We start from the raw sequence: 18,896 nt of genomic DNA, 5'->3' as shown, positions 1-18,896 counted from the left end.
CGCGCCTCCATCGTGAGCGAGGCGCTCGCGGCCGCCTGGCCGGTCCACGGACGGGTTCCCCTTCCAGCCGAAGCCACGGCGCTTGTATGCCCGCTGCGAGTGGATGCATGAAGGGTCCATGTCCAACAGCCTCGAGTTCCTGGCAGGTGGCGGGGAGATGGGCGCGCTCATGCGCGCCAAGGATTGGTCCCAGACGCCCCTCGGCCCGGTCGAGAGCTGGTCCCCCGCGCTGCGCTCGGCGGTGGGCATCTGCCTGGGGTCGCGCTTTCCCATCGTCCTGTACTGGGGGCCCACGCGGGCACTCCTCTACAACGACGCCTGGAGTCCGGTGCCCGGCCAGAAGCATCCGTGGGCGCTCGGGCGTCCGGGCGCGGAAGTGTGGGCGGAGATCTGGGACATCATCGGCCCCATGTTCGACCACGTCATGAACACCGGCGAGGCGACGTGGTCGGATGACCAGCTCCTGCCGCTGCACCGCTTCGGCTACACGGAGGAGTGCTACTTCTACTATTCCTACAGCCCGGTGCGCGGCGAGGGCGGCCGGGTCGAGGGCATCTTCACCGCCGTCACCGAGACCACCTACCGCGTGCTCGCCGAGCGGCGCGAGCGGCTGCTGCGCGAGGTGTCCGAGCGCACGGCCCAGGCCCGCACGGCGGAGGAGGCCTGCGCGTCCGCCATCCACACGCTGGCGCGCACTCCCGTCGAGGCGCCCTTCTGTCTGCTCTATCTCCACGACGAGCGCTCGCGCCGGGCGCGTCTGGTGGGTCAGGCGAACCTCGAGGCCCACGCGGACCTGTGCCCGGCCGAGCTCGATCTCTCGGCGCCCCCGGAGGGCACCACGCCCTGGCCGCTGGCGGAGGTGCTGGCCCGTGGCGCGGCGGTGAGCGTCGGGGACCTGTCCTCGCGCCTCGCCCGGCGGCTGCCGGGCACGCCCTGGCCCGAGCCCGTCGAGGAGGTACTCGTCACCCCCATCCAGAGCGCCCGGCCGGGGGTGCCCCATGGCTTCCTCGTGACGGGCATCAGCCCCCGGCGGCGGCTGGACGCCGCGTACCGGACGCTGTTCGAGCGCGTGGCGGGCCACATCACCACGGCCATCGCCAACGCCCAGGCCTACGCGCTGGAGCGCCAGCGAGCCGAGCAGCTCGCGGAGATCGATCGCGCCAAGACGGCCTTCTTCTCCAACGCCAGCCACGAGTTCCGCACCCCGCTCACCCTCATGCTCGGGCCCCTGGAGGACATGCTCGCCACGGCGCCTCCCGGGGCCGGCCCCCTCCAGGTCGAGCGCGAGGGGCTGGAGCGGGTGCACCGCAATGGCCTGCGTCTGCTCAAGCTGGTCAACACGCTGCTGGACTTCTCGCGGCTGGAGGCGGGCCGGGTGCGCGCGGTGTTCGAGCCGGTGGACCTGGCGGCCTACACCGCCGAGCTGGCGAGCACCTTCCGCTCGGCCATGGAGCGCGCGGGGCTCACCCTCGTCGTGGACTGTCCGCCGCTGCCCGAGCCCGTCTGGGTGGACCGGGACATGTGGGAGAAGGTTGTCCTCAACCTGCTCTCCAACGCCTTCAAGTACACGTTCCAGGGAGAGGTGGCGGTGCGCCTGCGCGCGGTGGACGCGGGGGCCGAGCTGTCCGTGAGCGACACGGGCGTGGGCATCCCCGCCCGGGAGCTGCCGCGCGTCTTCGAGCGCTTCCACCGGATCGAAGGGCAGCGGGGGCGCAGCCATGAGGGCACGGGCATTGGTCTGGCGCTGGTGCAGGAGCTGGTGCGGCTGCATCACGGCGCGGTGCGCGTGGAGAGCGAGGAAGGACGGGGCTCCACCTTCACCGTCCAGGTGCCTTTCGAGAGTCCCCAGGCCTCCCCTTCTCCCCACCCGGCCGCCGTGGCCCGCCCGCCTCCGTCCAAGCACGCCGCGGCCTATGTCCAGGAGGCGCTCGGCCTGTTGCCCGACGCCCCCGCGCCCTCCCTCCCGGAGGGAGCGTTGGACGGAGCCGCGCCGGTGGGAAGGGACACGCCCCGGGAGCGGCTGGTGCTGGCGGACGACAACGCGGACATGCGCGCCTACGTGCGGCGCCTGCTCACCGACGCGGGCTACTCGGTGCAGGCCACCGCGGACGGCGTGGAGGCCCTGGCCGCCGTGCGCGCCCAGCCCCCGGCGCTCCTCCTGTCGGACGTGATGATGCCCCGGCTGGATGGCTTCGGGCTCATCAAGGCGCTGCGCGGACATCCGTCCACCGCGGACCTGCCCATCATCCTGCTGAGCGCCCGGGCCGGCGAGGAGTCCTCGGTGGAGGGCCTCGAGGCCGGGGCGGATGACTACCTGGTCAAGCCCTTCAGCGCCCGGGAGCTGCTCGCGCGCGTGGAGGGCGCGCTGCGCCTGGCGCGCCTGCGCCGCGAGACGAACGAGGCCCTGCGCCGCGCCAACGAGAGCCTCGAGGCCCGGGTCGAGCAGCGCACCCGCGAGCTCGATCGCATCTGGAACGTGAGCCAGGATCACCTGCTCATCACCGACCTCCAGGGCGTCTGGCTCAGCGTGAATCCCTCGTGGCGGCGCACCCTGGGCTGGCGGGAGGAGGAGCTGGTGGGCCGCACCTCCGAGTGGATGGAGCACCCGGAGGAGCTGTCCAGGACACGAGAGGAGCTCACCCGGCTGGCCTCGGGCGTGACCACCGCTCGCTACGAGAACCGCTTCCGGGATGTCCACGGCGCCTGGCACTGGTTCTCGTGGAAGGCGGTGCCCGACCAGGGGCGCATCTACTGCGTGGCGCGCGACGTGACCGAGGACAAGGCGCGTCAGGCGGAGCTCGAGCAGGCCCAGGAGGAGCTGCGCCAGAGTCAGAAGCTGGAGGCGGTGGGCAAGCTCACCGGCGGCATCGCGCACGACTTCAACAACCTGCTCACCGGCATCAGCGGCGCGCTGGAGTTGCTCAAGCTGCGCATGTCCCGCGGGGAGCATGAGCGGGTGGACCGCTACGTCTCCACCGCCATCGCCTCGACGCAGCGGGCCGCGGCGCTCACCCACCGGTTGCTGGCCTTCTCGCGCCGCCAGTCGCTCGACCTCAAGTCCGTGGACATGAACGCGCTGGTGAGCGGAATGGAGGATCTGCTGCTGCGCACGCTCGGCGAGCGCATCACCCTCCAGGTGCGCCCCGGCACCGCGCTGTGGCGCGTGTACACCGACCCCCACCAATTGGAGAACGCGCTGCTCAACCTGTGCATCAACGCGCGCGACGCCATGCCCGAGGGCGGCACCCTGACGATCGCGACGTCCAACGCGCACCTGGACGAGCATTTCGCGCGGCGGGAGGAGGGGCTCGCGCCGGGCGACTACGCCGTCCTGTCGGTGACGGACACGGGGACGGGGATCCCCGCCGAGCTGCGCGCCCGCATCTTCGAGCCCTTCTTCACCACCAAGCCCATCGGCCAGGGCACGGGGCTGGGCCTGTCGATGATCTACGGCTTCGTCAAGCAGTCCGCGGGGCACCTGGGCCTGGAGAGCGAAGTCGGCCGGGGCAGCACCTTCAAGATCCATCTGCCGCGCCACCGGGAGGACACCGGGAGTGACGAGGAAACCCGGGGCGAGGCCGCGCGGGGAGCGGGGGAGACGGTGCTCGTCGTCGAGGATGACCCGGCGGTGCGGATGCTCGTCGTCGAGGTACTCGGGGACCTGGGCTACCGGGCGCTGGAGGCCACATGCGCCGAGGAGGCACTGCCCCTCCTCCAGTCCACCCAGAGCGTCGATCTGCTGGTGTCGGACATCGGGCTGCCGGGGATGGACGGCCGACGGATGGCGGAACTGGCGCGCCAGCATCGGCCGAAGCTCAAGGTGCTGTTCATCACCGGCTATGCCGCGAAGGCGGCGGTGCGCGGCGAGTTCCTCGCACCCGGCATGGACATGCTCACCAAGCCCTTCGCCCTGGACGTGCTGGCCAACAAGATCCGCGAGATGCTGCTCGGCCCGGGGTGAGGCGAGGCACCGCCGGGCTCAGGACCGTGCCTCGTGGGCAGCGTGGGGCGTCACCTTGGCGAGCAGCGCATGCCGGTCGCGGCGCACCAGGGTCAGCTCCGAGCGGCGCTCGAAGACGCGGGCCTGCTCGTCGGTGTTCCGGATGTTGACGTACAGCAGGTAGATGTCCCGGGGGCTGCGCTGCCAGGACTCGGCGATCCGGGCGATGACCCGCTCCATCACCTCGTCGCTGAAGGGGTTGAAGAAGAAGCACAGCAGCGGCTCGGCGGGAGGCTCCCACTCGAGCGCGTCCGCCCCCACCACGTCCAGGGAGAAGCAGCGCTGGGTGGGGCTGCGAAACACGGCGAGGTTGCGCCGGGCCACCTCGTACAAGCCCGGTGCGTACTCCACGCCGACGATGCGGCGGAAGGGATAGGCCGAGGCGAGCAGCATGGCCTTGCCCTTGCCGGCGCCGTAGTCGACGAACGTCAGGTCCCCCTCGGGCAGCCCGGTGCCGCGCAGCGCCTCGTGGAAGATATCCGCCCAGATGCCCCGGTAGATGCCATTGCCATCCCGCGCCTTCTCGGCCGGCACCCCCACCTCGGTGAGCGAGGACTCGCTCGAGGTGTCCACGCCGAACTGCTCGTCGAACTCCCGGGCCAGGGCGCGCTCATGTTGCAGACGCCGTACGAAGGAACGCCGCGCCGGAGACAGACGCCAGGCCATGGCTTCCGTCATGCGCTCCACCGCGGCGCGCGGACCTTGCGTGCGCGCGCTCTCGGCGACCCCGGCCAGTTCGTGTTGGAGCTGACGCGCGGCATGAGCAAGTCGTTCGGTGATTCGCTGCATCGACACGTTGTGCCTCCCCCTCCGCGCGGACCCTGGCTCCAGCCGCCCGTCGGAAACAATCATTGACGCCGAGATTGAACGCGACTCCGAGGATACCACCAAGCAAGAACGGCTCGAACCGTGGGGCGACAACAAAAACCCACGCTTTCTGCTCACCTTTGAGCAACGCCCCCCCCTCGTCTTTCAGGACCAAAGCCAGGCCGGTGGAGGCAATTCCTGTCAAAACGAGAATCACCGCTCAGTCCGAGAAATCAAGACTCCACACGGAGTCCCACTGAACGGATTCAATTTTCTTGTCTGGCTATACCCCCCCGACAACGACAGAGCGGCGAACCCGGCCGCGAACAGCCCGGCTCACCGCTCTGGAAGGACAGCCCGCGCGCATGCCCTCAGGAGCGCAGCGGGTTCACGCTCCGCGGGCATTCCCAGTAGGTGTACTCGCACGTGGCGGTCGCGGCATCACACGGCACCCGCATCACCGTGATGAGCTCGCACGGGTGTTTCGGCGCCTGGGGCACGGGACCCGCCGGAACCATGAGCGGCAGGGCCGACGCCGTCGCCAACAGCACCCCCAGCAAGCACAGCTTCATTCGCATGCAGCCTCCTCACCGCCGAGACCCTCCCTCACGCACATGGCGCTGGGGTTCCGGTTCAGCGGCAAGAAGAGAAACTACCCGAGGGGTCTGACATCCCCCGTCCCTCCAGCCCCGGCGGAGCCTCCCCGTCGCCCCGCCCGACACCTCCACTTTCCCTCCAGATTCCGGGCACTTGCGCGACGCCGCCCACGCGCGGGCGCACACACCGTCCCACTCGTCCGGTAGGTGACACTCCACCGTCCACCAGCGCCCCGGGCCTACGCTCCGCGCAGCAGCGCCAGGGCCCGTTGGAAGTCCTCGGGCAGTGGGGCCTCGACGCTCACCCCGGGCAGCGACAAGCGCAGCGCATGCAGGGCGTGCCGGCCCACCGCACCCGCCGCCGGGTGCGTGCGCGTCTCGTCGGGGCCATACAGGGCATCGGCGAGCACCGGGTGGCCCGCCTCGGCCAGCTGCACGCGAATCTGGTGGGTGCGCCCCGTCTCCAGCCGCACCTCCACCAGCGTCGCGCCCCGCAGCCGCTCGCGCACCTCGTAGGAGAGCGCCGCCCGCCGCGCCGAGCGCACCTTCGTGGTGAAGCGCCGCGGATCCCTCGGATCCCTCCCGTAGGGTCCCTCGAGCCGCTCGCGCTCGGGCGTCTCCCCCAGCACCAGCGCCCAGTAGCGCTTGTCCACCCGCTTCTCCTGGAAGGCCCGCTCGAGCGCCGCCGCCGCCGCGTCCGTGCGCGCCAGCGCCAGGCAGCCGCTGGTGTCCCGGTCCAGGCGGTGCACCACGCCGGGCAGCGCCTGGCCCTCCACGTCGAAGGGCGGCAGCCGTGCCGCCACCAGCTCCACCACCGAGGGCACATTCCCCCCGGCGGGCTCCACGCTCAGCCCCGCCGGCTTGTTCACGACGATCCACGAGGCGTCATCGTGGAGCACCGGCAGCGCGGGTCCCTCGACGAAGCGCCTCGCCGGAGCACGGGGCTCGGGGCGGCTGAGCTCGATCTCCTCCCCGCCCCACAGCTTGCGCGTGGGCTGGCACTTCTTGCCCCGGATGCGCACGTGGCCCTGTTCGATGAGGCCTCGTGCCCGCTCCAACGACAGCCCGGGGACGTGCGCCGAGAGGAACTTGTCGAGCCGCGCACCAGCGGCCTCGCGGGGAACGGTGAGCTTCTGGAGGGACATGGGCTCTCAGCGCCTCGCCACCAGCCGCGCCTCGTGGCGCCCCTCCTCCGTCCACGCCTCGGTGTACGAGAGGATCTCCAGGCCCTGGAGCAAGCCGGGCAGCTCCCCGTCCTCCAGGAGGAAGCGGGCCGAGGGATGGGCGTGCCGCGTCAGGTTGCTCCGGGTGGGCTGGGCGAAGACGAGCAGGCCGCCCGGCGCGAGCACCTGGGGAAACGCGGCGAACAGGGGCCGCCAGAGGTAGTTCAGGCAGAGCACGAGCGCGAAGGGGCCCTGCGGCAGGGGCTCCTGTTCGACGTCCAGACGCTGGAGTCCGAGCACGAGCCCCGCCTCGCGCGCGGAGGCGGCGGCCCGCTCCAGGGCGGTGTCCGAGACATCCACGCACGTGACGTCCAGGCCCCGGCGGGCGAGCCAGAGCGACTCCTGCCCCACGCCCCCCGCCACGTCGAGGGCCCGGCCCGTGCGCGGCAGCCACTGCTCGAGCGAGCGCAGGAAGGGCGAGGGCTCACGGGCCCCGGCGCCCTCCTGATAGCGCGCGTTCCACCGCTGACGATCGGCCTCGGACATGCTCAGAACAGCGTATCGGCGAGCTTCGCCCGGGTGTCGCCCGCGAGCGCGGTGAAGCGCAACAGGCGCTCGCCCCCGCGCCACACCTCGATGGCGCGCGGCAGCATCTCGCCCGTGGCCGCCGACGAGTAGTCCTGGAAGCGCACGTCCCACTGCGTGCCCTTGGCGTCCTTGTGGAGCAACCGGGCGGGCCGGAAGTTGTCCTTGAACACCCAGAACTGGGGCTTGCCCTCGCCCTGCGTGCCCAGCACGTACACCACCTCGCCGCCAAAGCGGGCCAGCGACGTGGTGCGCGGCTCGATGCCCAGTCCGCGCAGGTACTCCTCGAGCGCCTCGCGGCCCTCCTGCACCGAGCTCCGGCGATCCGCCAGCAGCGCGCACACCTGCTGCACCGCCTCGGTGAGCGCGGGGATCTCCGCGCCCTCCACGCGCTTGCGGCCTCCGGAGGACACCGAGGCCACCGTGTTGCCCTCGGCCGCCTTCGCCTCGAAGCGGCAGCGATCGGGCACGCGCAGGTACACCGTGCCGTCCGCCTCCAACTCCGGGCGATCCGTGGGCTGGCCCAGTGCCCCGCCCGCCTCCTTCACCCCGGCGCCATAGAAGTGCACCGAGCCATCCGCCTTGATCGAGGAGAAGGACAGCTCATTTCGCGCGCCCACCATGCGGCGCATGATGGAGCCACCGGGCAGCACATACGCTCCGGCGCTCAGCGCCGTCAGGAGGCCGAGAAGAAGGACGGGCCGCTTCATGGCGAGGGCACGCGTGCGGCGGAAGGGCTGTGTCGTCGCGGATGGGGTGGGCATGGGGGCGGCGAATGTAGTGGTGGCCCTCCCCTCCATCAAGGCAGTAAGGAGGACGGCATGTGGCACCGTCCAACGCTCCTGCTGGCCCTCCTGCTGTCCCTGTCCGCCGCGGCCCAGGAGGACGCCGGGCCCACCCCCTTCGTCTCCCCCCGAGCCGAGGAGCTGAGAAACCTGACGAGCGCGCGCTCGCTGGGCATGGGAGGGGCCTGGCGGGCGCTGGGTATGGGGGGGGACTCGGGCACGGGCAACCCGGCCGCCGTCGCCGCCTTCCGCACCTACCGCGCCGAGCTGACGGGCGCCTGGGACTGGGTGGGCAAGGACGCGTTCGGCTCGGTCTCCGTCGCCGACGCCACCAATCCGCTCGCCGGCGGGGTGACCCAGCAGCTCATCACGCTCGGCAAGGGCAGCGAGCGCGCCACCGCCCACCTCAATACCGTCGCCCTGGCACTGCCGCTGGGTGAGGCCCTCATGCTGGGCGTCTCCTCGCGCTACCTCGTCATGCGCGGCGCCCGTCAGGCCAATGCCTTCACGGGCGACGCCGGCCTGCTGCTACGCCTGGGGCTCTTCTCCCTGGGCGTGTCCGCGCACAACCTCATCGACACGAAGAACCCCGAGCTCACCCGCTACTACTCGGCCCACGCCGCGGTGCTCGCCGGCATGCTCACGCTCGCGGCCGACGCGCGCGCGGACTTCACGACGAACGCGAGCACCACGTTCACCTACAGCGGCGGCCTGGAGTACGTCCTCGGGGAGAACTTCCCCATCCGCGCGGGCTACACGTGGGACGGCTTCGCCCGCGCCTCGCAACTGGGCGTGGGGCTCGGTTTCCTCACCCCCGGAGGCGGCTTCGACCTGGCCTACCACCACGACTTCGGCGGCGAGGGCGGACGGAGCGTGGCCCTCACCTTCAAGGTGCAGGTGCACTAGGCCCCGGTCCGCCCGAGAGCATTCGAGCGACATCGCGCCAGGACTCGACGACTTCTGGCCAAACGTCCGGCGGCCTCCCCGGGTGTCTTGGCGAGAAGTGAGCGCTCATGCATCTTCGTGCCATGCACGTCGTGGCCATCGTCGCGCTGGACGGAGTCGTCCCGTTTGATCTCTCGGTCCCCACGGAGGTGTTCCAGTGTGTGCGGCTTCCTGGAGGCCGGGCGGGTTACGAGGTCCGGGTCTGCGGGGTAACGCCCGAGGTGAACGCCGGAGCCTTCACCCTGCGAACCCGCTGGGGCCTGGAGGCGCTGGCGGAAGCGGACACCCTCATCCTTCCCGGCACCTCGGATGTGAGCGCCCCGGTGCCGGAGGAACTCATCCGGGCGGTTCGCGCCGCGGCGGCCTCGGGGACACGCGTGGCCTCCATCTGCTCCGGGGCCTTCCTGCTCGCCGCGACCGGGCTGCTCGATGGACGGCGCGCCACGACCCATTGGCTGGCAACGGACGAGCTGGCGCGCCGCCATCCGGAGATCCACGTCGACCCGGATGTCTTGTATGTCGATGAGGGTCAATTCTTGACGTCGGCGGGCGCCGCGGCGGGGCTCGATCTCTGTCTGCACATGGTGCGGCTCGACCACGGCGCCGCGGTGGCGGCGGACGCGGCCCGGCGCTCGGTGATGCCGCTCGAGCGCGACGGAGGGCAGTCCCAGTTCATCCTGCACGCGCCGCCCGCCCCGGATGGCTCGTCCCTCGAGCCGCTGCTGCGCTGGCTCGACGAGAACCTCCATGAGCCGCTCACGCTCGAGGACCTCGCGCGTCACGCGGCGCTGAGCGTGCGGACGCTCAACCGCCGCTTCCGCGAACAGATGGGTACCACGCCCCTCCAGTGGATCCTCCGCGCCCGTGTGCGCCGCGCGCAGCAACTGCTCGAGACGACGGGACACTCCGTGGAAGCCATCGCGGAGCGGGTCGGCTTCGGCTCGGCGACCGCCTTTCGTGAGCACTTCCACAAATTCGTGACGACGAGCCCCCAGGCCTACCGCCGCGCGTTCCGCTCCGCGCCTCCCGCCAGTCACTGAGCCGCCTGGGAGGCACGCGGCTTCACCAGGGGCGCGCGGCTCGGGTGTCAGGCCACCGCGAGCAGCCGGTCCAGCTCGCGCCGGTAGCGCGCCAGCAGGGTGTCCTCCGCGGGGTGGTGTCCCTCGCGCACCACGAAGCGCCCGGCCACCATGACGTCGCGGACGCAATCGCTCCCACTGGCGAAGAGGTAGGAGTCGAGGAGCGCATCTCGCGTGCGCCCGTAGAGCTTGGGATGGTCCGCATCGAGGACGACGAGATCGGCCGGGGCTCCCACGTCCAGGCCGGGAGCGGACAGCCCCAGCGCCCGGGCACCTCCGGCCACGGCGGCGCGGTAGAGGCCCGCCCCCACCGAGTCCTCCGAGCCCACCCGCAGCACGTTGCGGCGCCGGGCCACCAACCGCTGGCCGTACTCCAGCAGGCGCAACTCCTCCGGTGCGCTGACGCTGATGTGGCTGTCCGAGCCGATTCCGAACACGCCCCCCTGGCGCAGGTAGTCCACCGCGGGGAAGAGCCCGTCCCCCAGGTTGGCCTCCGTCGTCGGGCACAGGCCGGCCACGGCGCCACTGGCGGCCAGCCGGGTCACCTCCTCGGGCGTGAGGTGCGTGGCGTGCACCAGGCACCACCGGGAGTCCACCGGCACGTGATTCAACAACCACTGCACGGGGCGCTCACCGCTCCAGGCCAGGCAGTCCTCCACCTCCTTGACCTGCTCGGCGATGTGGATGTGGAGCGGCGCCCGCGCGTCCAGCGAGTGCATGCCGGCGAGCGCCTCGTGCAACTGCTCGGGCGTCACGGCACGCAGCGAGTGCAACGCCAGGCCCACGCGCACCGAGGGCTCCGCCGCCGTCACCCGCCGCACGGACTCCACGACGCCGAGCAACCCCTCCACCGTGTTCAGGAAGCGCTTCTGCCCCTCGGTGGGAGCGCGTCCACCGAAGCCACCGTGGGAGTAGAGCGTGGGCAGGTGCGTCAGCCGGATGCCCGTCTCGCGCGCGGCGGCCACGATGCGGTGCGAGTTCTCCGCGCGGTCGGCATACGGTGTCCCCTCCCGGTCATGGTGGAGGTAGTGGAACTCGGCGACGGAGGTGTAGCCGGCCTTCAACATCTCCAGGTACAGGAGCGCGGCCACCGCCTGCAGGCCCTCCGGGGTGAACCGGGCGAGAAAGCGGTACATCGTGTCCCGCCACGTCCAGAAGTCGTCCTCGGTGCGGCCGGCCCGCTCGGCGAGCCCGGCCATGGCGCGCTGGAAGGCATGGGAGTGCAGGTTGGGCAGCCCCGGTATCACCGGTCCCCCGGCCCGTGCCTCCCCGGGCCGCGCCCCGCGCTCCACCGCGGTGATGACGCCCCGGTCATCGAACCGCAGCAGGACATCCTCCGCCCAACCGTCCGCCAGCAGCACGGAGTGGCAGAACAGGCTCGTCTCACGGCTCATGGCGGTTCCTCGCGCTCAGGACCGGCCGCCGGAGCGGGCGAAGTCGGCCAGGACCTCGACGAAGCGCCGGAGCGCGGGTCGCAGGGCCGCGGCACGCTCCTCGCGGAAGGTGAAGGGCGCGTCCTCGTCCATGTAGTTGCATTGGGCCATCTCGAGCTGCACGGCATGGTAGCCGTCGGTGGGCCGCCCGTAGTGACGGGTGATGTAGCCGCCCTTGAAGCGGCCGTTGAGGACGTGCGAGTAGCCACTCGTGGCGCACGTGGCCACCAGCCGCTCGGTGATGTCCGGCGCGAGGCTCCGCCCGTCCGCGGTGCCGAGGTTGAGATCGGGCAGGCGTCCCTCGAACAACCGCGGGACGACCGAGCAGATGGAGTGCGCATCCAGCAGCACCGCGATTCCATGCCGCGCGTGGAACCCGGCCAGCGTCTGCTCGAGGCGCTCGTGGTAGGGGCGCCAGTACGTCTCGAGGCGCGCCTTGCGCTCGGCGGGCTCGAGCGCGAGACCGGAACGGAAGAGCGGACGCCCGTCGAAGAGCGTCTCGGGGAAGAGGCCGGTCGTCGCGGTGGCGTAGAGCGGCGTGTCATCCGGCGGGCGGTTGAGATCGATGGTGTAGCGCGAGTAGCGGGCCACCAGCACGCTGGCGCCCACCTCCTCGAGGAAGTCATAGAGGAGCGGCAGGTGCCAGTCGGTGTCCGGGAGGCCCTGGGCGTCGTCGGTGAGCCGCTCGCGCAGCCCCTCCGGGAGCTGGGTCCCCACGTGAGGCATGCTGACGAGCAACGGAATGCGTCCCGGTTTGAAGAGGTAGGGCTCCATGGGCCTCGAGTCGTTCGTATGGGGGGCGAGATTCTAGGGGACGGCCGGAGGGATGCCCAGGGCGCGCACCGGGAGCTGTCGCGGGGCCGACCTCGGAGGGCTCAGGCGCCGAGCGCGCGCAGGGGCAGGTAGCGCTCGGAGGCGGAGAAGCGCACCAGCTCGATGCACTCCGGCTCGCTGGACTTGAGCTGGCGCAACGCCGCCAGGGCGGGCCCCGGACCGCCGCCCGCCACGAGCCCCGCGCGGTTGGCCGAGTGCCGTGCCGACTCCGCGAGCGCCGCCGCGTCGAACTCGCGCTGGGCCGACTCCAACAGCCCCAACGCCCGCTCGCGCGCCCGGGGATGCAGCGCGTCGCGGACCACGCGCGACTCGGGGCCGAAGTCGGAGCCCTCGCGCAGCACCGAGCCGAGGATGGCCACCGCGCGCAGGAGCTGATCCTTGCGCAGGCAGCGCAGCGCGAGCAGATCCGAGCTGACACAGAACAGGGCGCGTCCGGCGAAGAAGCGCAGCTCCGGCTCCGGGAGCACCTGGCGCACCGCGAGCCGGCCCACCAGGACGCGCGGGCCTCCCGGATGCACGAGCGAGAAGGGTGGACCGTCGTCCTCGGACAGGTAGACGTCGGGCAGGGGCACGTCCAGCATGCGCGCCACGGCCTGCAGCGCCTCGAAGGCGGCGCGGGCCCCCGGACCCGAGTCCGCACGGAGCGGCTCGGACGAGCCCGCGGCCCGGCCGAAGGTGGGAAAGAGACGGCAGAGGGCGGAGCCCACGGCGACGAGCAGCTCGCCCGCCGGGTTGCGCAGGCCCGGGTGGCGCAGTCCCGCACGCTCCTCGGGGGTGAGGGGACGGCGCGGAAAGCGGACCGTGGCCTCCCGGTTGCCCGCGAGCGCCGAGGACACTTCCGCCATCAGCGCGCTGCGCGCCTGGTCCCCCCGGCTCTGGAAGAAGGCCGAGAGCTCACGGTAGGCCGCCGGATCGAGCGGACGCTCGCGCACGCGCTCGATGGCTCCCGGCCGGGACTCGACGGCAGCGGGCGCGGAGCGGGCGATTGGCGTGGCGAGGGCGCGGGTGACGGTGACATCGGGTGAGGCGGGCGCGGGCGGGAGCGGCTCGGGAGCCCCCTTCACCCGACGGCGCACGGGGTCCATCTTCCCCGGCGGCGCTTCCCAGGCGGACGCCGCGGGAGCGTCCGCGAACGGGGGCGGAGCGGAAGGCTCGAACTCGGTCGGCGGGGGCGTCACGACAGCGCGCCCCCGGGAGGTGGACGCCACCGGCTTCGCGGGAGGGAGCGGGAGCTCGACCGCGGGCATCTCGAGGACGGTGGGCGCGGACGAGGAGTCATCGCCCTGCGCGACGGGAGGCGGAACGAGGACGGCGGAGCGAGCGCCGGTCGTCTCCAGTCGCGCGGAGGAGGTGCGAGTCGGCTCGGGAGGTAGCGGGAGGGGCGCGGCCAGGGAGGCGCGCAGATTGTCCGCGCGGGTGGCGTACACCTGGGCCCGGACCACGTCTCCGAGCACGTCGCGGCAGAAGCGCGCGAGCCGCTCCCAGGCGCCCATGCGCTCGCGATCATCTTCGGTGGCGGTGGCGGCATGCTCCAGGGCCCAGGCGGCCTCGCCATTCTGTCCGAGCGCGATGAGGCGCTCGACGAGCAACAGCCAGGCTTCCTTGTGGCCGGGCTCGAAGCGCACGGCCTGACGCAGCTCGGCGAGCGCGGCGTCCCGCTCACCCGCGGCCTCTTGTAGGGCCACCAGCTCCAGGCGGGCCTTGCGCGCCACCGGGCCCCGGGGCTCGCGCGCGAGGCTCGCGCGCAGCAGGCGGCTCAACCCCTCCGAGTCGCCCAGGCGCCGTGTCAGCTCGAGCAACTGCTCCTGGGCCGCGGCGTCTCCGGGGTTCTCCGCGAGCACCTCCGTCCAGGCCCAGTGGGCGAGCCGCGCGTCACCGTTCGGATGGGAGACGAGCTCGGCGAGGCAGCGCAGTCCCTCGGCGCGCGGGGAGGCACGACGGGGCATGGTGGTGAGGACGACGCGCAGCCGCTCGGCGACGCCGGGCCGCTCCGGCTCGGAGACACACCGGGCCAGGCCGATCAGCGCCGGCAGGGACTGGGGCGCGATCGCCAGGCAGGCCTCGAAGTCGGCGCGGGCGAGCGCCTCCTCCCCGGTGGACAGCAACCGCTCCCCGCGCGCCAGGAAGGCACTGGACCGGGCCTCGGGGGTGCTCGCGCGCTGCACCGCCTCGTCGAGCACGCGCCGCACCGCCCAGTCATCGCCGTCGGAGCGCTGGGACAGCAGCCGCACCTGCTCGGCGAGCGCGGACTTGTCCCCGGTGAGGGCAACGATCTGCCCGTAGACGCGTGCCGCCTCCGCCCCGTCGTGCAGCTCGTTCTCGAGCACCTCGGCGAGCCGCGTGAGGGCCTCGGCGCGCACGGACAGCTCCTCGGCCGAGTCCGCGCGGGCCAGGTAGAACTGCGCCAGCTCGCGCCAGGCCTGACGCGCGATGAGCTGCGCCTCCAGACGCGGATCCTCGGGCTGCGCGCGCCGTTGCAGGCGGGGAATCGAGGGGCCCGTCTCGTCGTCCTGGCCCCAGGGCACGGGAGGTCCGGAGCGAAGCGCCGCGGGCGGCGGGGCGGCGGGGCGCGCGGGGGCGTCGTCCTCGTCCAACACGAGGTCGTCGGTGACGTCGACCGTCATCCGCCGATGGCTGAAGGCCGCTCCCTCGGAGTCCTCTCTCGGGGACGAAGGCGGAGCGGCGTCGGTCGAGAAGGGCAGACCCGAGGCCTCGGAGGTGATCTCCTCCTCCTGCCGCGCCCACGGCGAGCGCGTTTCGAGCGGAGTGCCATGCCGGTCATCGACGGAGGGAGCGCGCGGGGAGAAGCGCGCATCCGGCGGGGCCGGGCTCTCCTGCGTGTGCTCGTCCTCCCCCCACGAGGTGGCGCCGAACATCAGGGTCTCGCTGAAGATGGGCGGCGCGCCGGCCGCGGGCGGCGCTGGCGGGACCACGAAACCGCCCGGGGGAGTGGCCTCGCGCCGGGGCGGCCGGGGAGCGGAGGGGGCGCGTCCGGAGAGCAGCTCGAGGAGCCGGCGGGCGCGGCGGTCCCCGGGGAACTCCTTGACGAGGGACTGGAGCGTCTCGATGGCGCGGGACTTCTGACCCACCCGGCGCAGCAGGCGGGCGAGCTGGAGCCGCACGGCGCGGCGGGTGTCGCCCCGGGTGGAGGGGAGCGAGGAGGACAGGAGCGCGATGGCGGCGGCCTCGGTGCCCGCGATTTGTGAGAAGGCGACGAGCACGGCGGCCAGGCGCGGCGACATGGGCAGGACGCGGCTGGCGCGCACCATCTCGCCAAAGGCCCGCGCCGCGAGACCCTCGCGCAACAGCCGGGCGGCGATCTGGCGGTGCCGCTCGACGGGATCGAGCCCCTCGGCGCCCTCGCGGGAGCGGAGGGGGCCAGCGGGCGCTCGCGGGCGAGTGTCGGCCTTGTCCGGTGAATCCGCGCCCTTACCGTTTCTCACGCCAGCCATGGGGGGTGCAGTCTACACGCGATGGGGCCGCTGGTCGTCACTGTCCGCCAGAGGGCTCGTCGGTGGGGATGGCGCCCGAGGGAGCGGGGAGGCGCGCGGCCGAGAAGAACCGGGCGAGGTCCTCCGGCACGGGGGCCTCGAACCGGACCGGAGTCCCCGTGCGGGGGTGGGCCAGCTCGAGGGTGCGAGCGTGCAGGAGGCACCGGGGCGCGGCGAGTCCGCCTGCCTGGGGCGCGCCGCCATAGCGTGAGTCCCCGAGGATGGGCGCGCCCAGGGCGGTCAGGTGCGCGCGCAACTGGTGGGTGCGCCCCGTCTGGGGCAACAGCTCCACCAGGAGGAAGTCCAGGCCGGTGAACAGCACCCGGTATGCGGTGAGCGCGGGAATGCCGTTGGCGGCGCGGGTCGCCCGCCAGCGGCCCGGACGGGAGGGATCCTTCGACAGGGGCAGGTCGATGAACCCCCGAGCGGGCAGCGACACGGGGCCCACGGCGGCCAGGTAGCGCTTGCGGGCGTGGCCCTCGCGGAACTCCCCGGCGAGCGCGGCCGTGGCCTCGGGCGTCTTGCCGAAGACCGTCACCCCGGAGGTTTCGCGATCCAACCGGTGCACCAGGCCCGCGGGGCGCTGGAGGTGCGTGCCCACCCAGTCCACGAGGCTGTCACCCACGCGGCCCTCGGTGGGCTGCGCCGTCATGCCCGCCGGCTTGTCCACCGCGAGGAGCCGATCATCCTCGTGGAGGATGCGCGGCTCGAGCCGGGGAGTGCTCGCCGCCGCGAGGGGACTCTGTCCGCCCTCCTCGAGCACGACCGTCACCACCTGCTCCGGCGTCAGCCGCACCGCCGCGTCGCGGCTGCGGCGTCCGCCCACGTACACCGCCCCCACGCCCACGAGCCGCTCCACCTCCTCGCGGGGCAGGCCCAGCACTCCGGCCAGCACCTCGCCCAGGGGGCGGCCCGCGTGAAGGGTCTCGACTCGGAAGGTGCGGCGCTTCATGGGAGGGGACCTCGGGGCTCGGCGGGAACGGCTCCCCGGCGCGTATCTCCTGGGCGCTCGCCGTTCAAGTCCTCCGGGGCCCGGCGGTGCGACAACGGGACGTGCGCCCCCCACTTCAATCCGACCAGGAACCAACATCCTGGAGTGAAGGCGTATGGGAATGAACAGGTCCTCCCGGCATTCGGATTGTCAGACACTTCCGGCGGCGCGGCGAGGACTCATCCTGTCCACCCATGAACGCACTCAAGCTGCTCAAGAATGATCACCGCACGGTGGAAGCCCTGTTCAAACAGTTCGAGAAGGCGGGCGACAAGGCATTCAAGGAGAAGCAGGAGATCGCCCGGAAGATCGTGAAGGAGTTGTCCATCCACGCCGCCATCGAGGAGCAGTTGCTCTACCCCGCCGCGCGCGCGCAGGACGAGCGGCTGGAGGATCAGGTGCTCGAGGCGCTCGAGGAGCACCATGTGGCGAAGTGGACGCTCAACGAGATCGATCGCATGTCGCCCGAGGACGAGCGCTTCGACGCGAAGGTCACCGTGCTCATCGAGAGCATCCGCCACCATGTGAAGGAGGAGGAGGGCGAGCTGTTTCCCAAGCTCGAGCGGCTCATGGGCAAGGCGCAACTCGAGGCACTCGGCGCGGCCCTGGAGCAGGCGAAGGCCATCGCGCCGACGCATCCGCACCCGATGTCGCCCGACACTCCGCCCGGCAACGTGATCTCCGATGCGCTCGCGAAGATCATCGACATGGGCCGCGACGCGGCGCGTGAGGTAGGCCGCCGCGCGGGCAAGGTGGCCACCCAGGTGATGAACCGGGCCAAGAACCCGAGAGGGACGGTGAAGGCCAGCGGCGGCACGGCCAAGCGCGCGGTCCCGACGAAGCGCGCGGCCGCGGCCAGGCGTGGCACCCGACGGACCTCGGCGGCTCGCTAGGGTACATCCCCGGAGGCGCGGGGAAGACAGACATCCGGAGGGCGGGCGGGGGAGCGGGCAATCCCGCCCGAGCCCTCGGGCAGAAAGCACTTGCGGACATGCCTGTCCTTCGCTCATCCTTCCGCGCACAGGTGCCGAGGGGCGCCTGCACCCTCCAAGACGACGTCACCCTCGCTTCACCGGCGGTCTGGCCGTTCAGCTCAAGTTCCTGTCACGGTCCTCTCCAGGGTAAGGGGCCGCCTCCGAGGGACTTGTCATGCGCACCGCATCCTCCGCCGCCCCCCTGCCCCTGCGCGAGTGCAAGATTCGAGCATCGCTCCTGCTCAAGAGCCTGCTCGGCGCCGACGCGTCGCGCGCGACGCTGGCCGCGCAACGGCTGTGCACCCTGCCCGGCTACACGGGGCTGAGCCCGGACGAGCTGCTCGCGCGCCGGGAGCAGGTGAGCCACAAGGACGCGCTCGCCGTCATCGCGCGTGAGCAGGGCCATGCCTCGTGGCGGGAGTTGAAGCACGCGCGGGAGACGGCTCCGCGGCGCTTCGACCCGGAAGCCTTCTTCACCCGGGAGGGGGGCGGCGATCTCAAGCGCTGGTTCTCCACCTACGCCCAGGCGCGCGAGTCCCTGCTCGCGCACGGCGGCTGGCTCTTTCCCTTCCGCCAGCAGTTCTTCGTCTGCGAGCACACCTTCCTGCGCGCGCTCGGCGTGGACGCCACGGATCCAGACTGGCGGCGCATCGGATTCAACTGGGTGGAGCCGGCGGACGACGCCGCACGGGCCCGGTTGGAGTCCAAGCTCATCGCCCTCGGCTACACGCGCTGAAACCACGCGCGCGTCCTTCAACCCCCACCCGAAAGACTCTCATGTCCTCGAACGATTCCTCCGCTCCGAGCGGTGCGCCGTCGCGCCGTTCGGAATTGAAGCGCGCCTACAAGGAAAACCCTCCCGCCATGGGAGTGTTCGCCGTGCGCAACCTCCGCCAGGGCAAGGTGATGGTGGGCTCGGCCCTCAACCTGCCCGGAGCACTCAACCGCCTGCGCTTCGAGCTGACGCAAGGCATGCACCGCAAATACCCCGCCCTGCAGGAGGACTGGAACCGGCTCGGCGCCGACGCCTTCTCCTTCGAGGTGCTCGACGTCCTGGAGCCTCCCAAGGAGCCAGGCACGGACCTGGGCGAGGAATTGCGCGTCCTGGAAGCGCTCTGGATGGAGCGGCTGCGCCCCTACGGAGAGGCTGGCTACCACCCCACGCCCCAACCGTCGGCTTCGTGATTTCTCCGGCGTGGACTTGGAGCCCAGT

At 72.1% G+C, this 18,896-nt stretch carries 15 protein-coding genes; 6 read left to right on the top strand and 9 right to left on the bottom strand.

What is annotated here, in order from left to right:
* Positions 1-118 precede the first annotated feature (118 nt).
* Complete coding sequence (locus CYFUS_RS10600; RefSeq protein ID WP_095985112.1) at positions 119-3,961, top strand: ATP-binding protein; 3,843 nt, start codon at positions 119-121, stop codon at positions 3,959-3,961.
* 18 nt (positions 3,962-3,979) lie between these two features.
* Here the strand turns inward: CYFUS_RS10600 and CYFUS_RS10595 are convergent, their stop codons facing one another.
* The 5 genes from CYFUS_RS10595 to CYFUS_RS10575 all read right to left on the bottom strand — a co-directional run bounded on the left by CYFUS_RS10595 (position 3,980) and on the right by CYFUS_RS10575 (position 7,861).
* The gene (locus CYFUS_RS10595) at positions 3,980-4,795 is read right to left on the bottom strand and encodes a class I SAM-dependent methyltransferase (RefSeq protein ID WP_157758380.1); all 816 of its coding nucleotides are present in this window, start codon (positions 4,793-4,795) and stop codon (positions 3,980-3,982) included.
* A 383-nt stretch (positions 4,796-5,178) separates the two neighbouring features.
* On the bottom strand, positions 5,179-5,385 hold the full coding sequence (locus CYFUS_RS10590; protein WP_095985110.1) for a hypothetical protein: 207 nt from the start codon (positions 5,383-5,385) through the stop codon (positions 5,179-5,181).
* A gap of 257 nt (positions 5,386-5,642) precedes the next feature.
* Complete coding sequence (locus CYFUS_RS10585) at positions 5,643-6,548, bottom strand: RluA family pseudouridine synthase (protein WP_095985109.1); 906 nt, start codon at positions 6,546-6,548, stop codon at positions 5,643-5,645.
* A gap of 6 nt (positions 6,549-6,554) precedes the next feature.
* Positions 6,555-7,112, bottom strand: a complete 558-nt coding sequence (locus CYFUS_RS10580; protein WP_095985108.1) for a class I SAM-dependent methyltransferase — start codon at positions 7,110-7,112, stop codon at positions 6,555-6,557.
* A 2-nt stretch (positions 7,113-7,114) separates the two neighbouring features.
* Positions 7,115-7,861: a hypothetical protein gene (locus CYFUS_RS10575; protein ID WP_095991929.1), complete on the bottom strand. Its 747-nt coding sequence runs from the start codon at positions 7,859-7,861 to the stop codon at positions 7,115-7,117.
* A gap of 111 nt (positions 7,862-7,972) precedes the next feature.
* On the opposite strand from CYFUS_RS10575, the gene CYFUS_RS10570 reads away from it, so the two are divergent.
* Together CYFUS_RS10570 and CYFUS_RS10565 are read left to right on the top strand one after the other, a co-directional pair.
* Positions 7,973-8,842, top strand: a complete 870-nt coding sequence (locus CYFUS_RS10570) for a hypothetical protein (RefSeq protein WP_095985107.1) — start codon at positions 7,973-7,975, stop codon at positions 8,840-8,842.
* Positions 8,843-8,949: 107 nt separating this feature from the next.
* Entirely contained in the window at positions 8,950-9,921 is a 972-nt protein-coding gene (locus CYFUS_RS10565; RefSeq protein WP_232537489.1) for a GlxA family transcriptional regulator, read from the top strand.
* Positions 9,922-9,968: 47 nt separating this feature from the next.
* Here the strand turns inward: CYFUS_RS10565 and CYFUS_RS10560 are convergent, their stop codons facing one another.
* The 4 genes from CYFUS_RS10560 to CYFUS_RS10545 all read right to left on the bottom strand — a co-directional run bounded on the left by CYFUS_RS10560 (position 9,969) and on the right by CYFUS_RS10545 (position 16,670).
* A complete protein-coding gene (locus CYFUS_RS10560) occupies positions 9,969-11,354 on the bottom strand; it encodes a formimidoylglutamate deiminase (protein ID WP_095985105.1) in 1,386 nt (461 codons plus the stop codon).
* 15 nt (positions 11,355-11,369) lie between these two features.
* A complete protein-coding gene (gene hutG / locus CYFUS_RS10555) occupies positions 11,370-12,167 on the bottom strand; it encodes an N-formylglutamate deformylase (protein ID WP_095985104.1) in 798 nt (265 codons plus the stop codon).
* A 101-nt stretch (positions 12,168-12,268) separates the two neighbouring features.
* Positions 12,269-15,679, bottom strand: coding sequence for a tetratricopeptide repeat protein (locus CYFUS_RS10550; RefSeq protein WP_095985103.1), 3,411 nt, complete (start codon positions 15,677-15,679; stop codon positions 12,269-12,271).
* Between the two features lie 37 nt (positions 15,680-15,716).
* On the bottom strand, positions 15,717-16,670 hold the full coding sequence (locus tag CYFUS_RS10545) for an RluA family pseudouridine synthase (protein ID WP_095985102.1): 954 nt from the start codon (positions 16,668-16,670) through the stop codon (positions 15,717-15,719).
* 233 nt (positions 16,671-16,903) lie between these two features.
* Between CYFUS_RS10545 and CYFUS_RS10540 the strand changes: the two genes are divergently transcribed.
* From CYFUS_RS10540 to CYFUS_RS51670, 3 genes are all read left to right on the top strand, one after another.
* Positions 16,904-17,602 (top strand): hemerythrin domain-containing protein, encoded by a 699-nt coding sequence (locus CYFUS_RS10540; RefSeq protein ID WP_095985101.1) that lies wholly within the window; start codon positions 16,904-16,906, stop codon positions 17,600-17,602.
* A 256-nt stretch (positions 17,603-17,858) separates the two neighbouring features.
* Positions 17,859-18,419 (top strand): hypothetical protein, encoded by a 561-nt coding sequence (locus tag CYFUS_RS51675; protein ID WP_198316532.1) that lies wholly within the window; start codon positions 17,859-17,861, stop codon positions 18,417-18,419.
* Between the two features lie 128 nt (positions 18,420-18,547).
* Positions 18,548-18,868, top strand: coding sequence for a GIY-YIG nuclease family protein (locus CYFUS_RS51670; protein WP_232537488.1), 321 nt, complete (start codon positions 18,548-18,550; stop codon positions 18,866-18,868).
* Positions 18,869-18,896: the final 28 nt, after the last annotated feature.

Source organism: Cystobacter fuscus, assembly GCF_002305875.1.
Taxonomy (GTDB): domain Bacteria; phylum Myxococcota; class Myxococcia; order Myxococcales; family Myxococcaceae; genus Cystobacter; species Cystobacter fuscus_A.
Note: the sequence above shows the minus strand (reverse complement) of the source record. Positions and strands in the feature narration are given on the sequence as shown.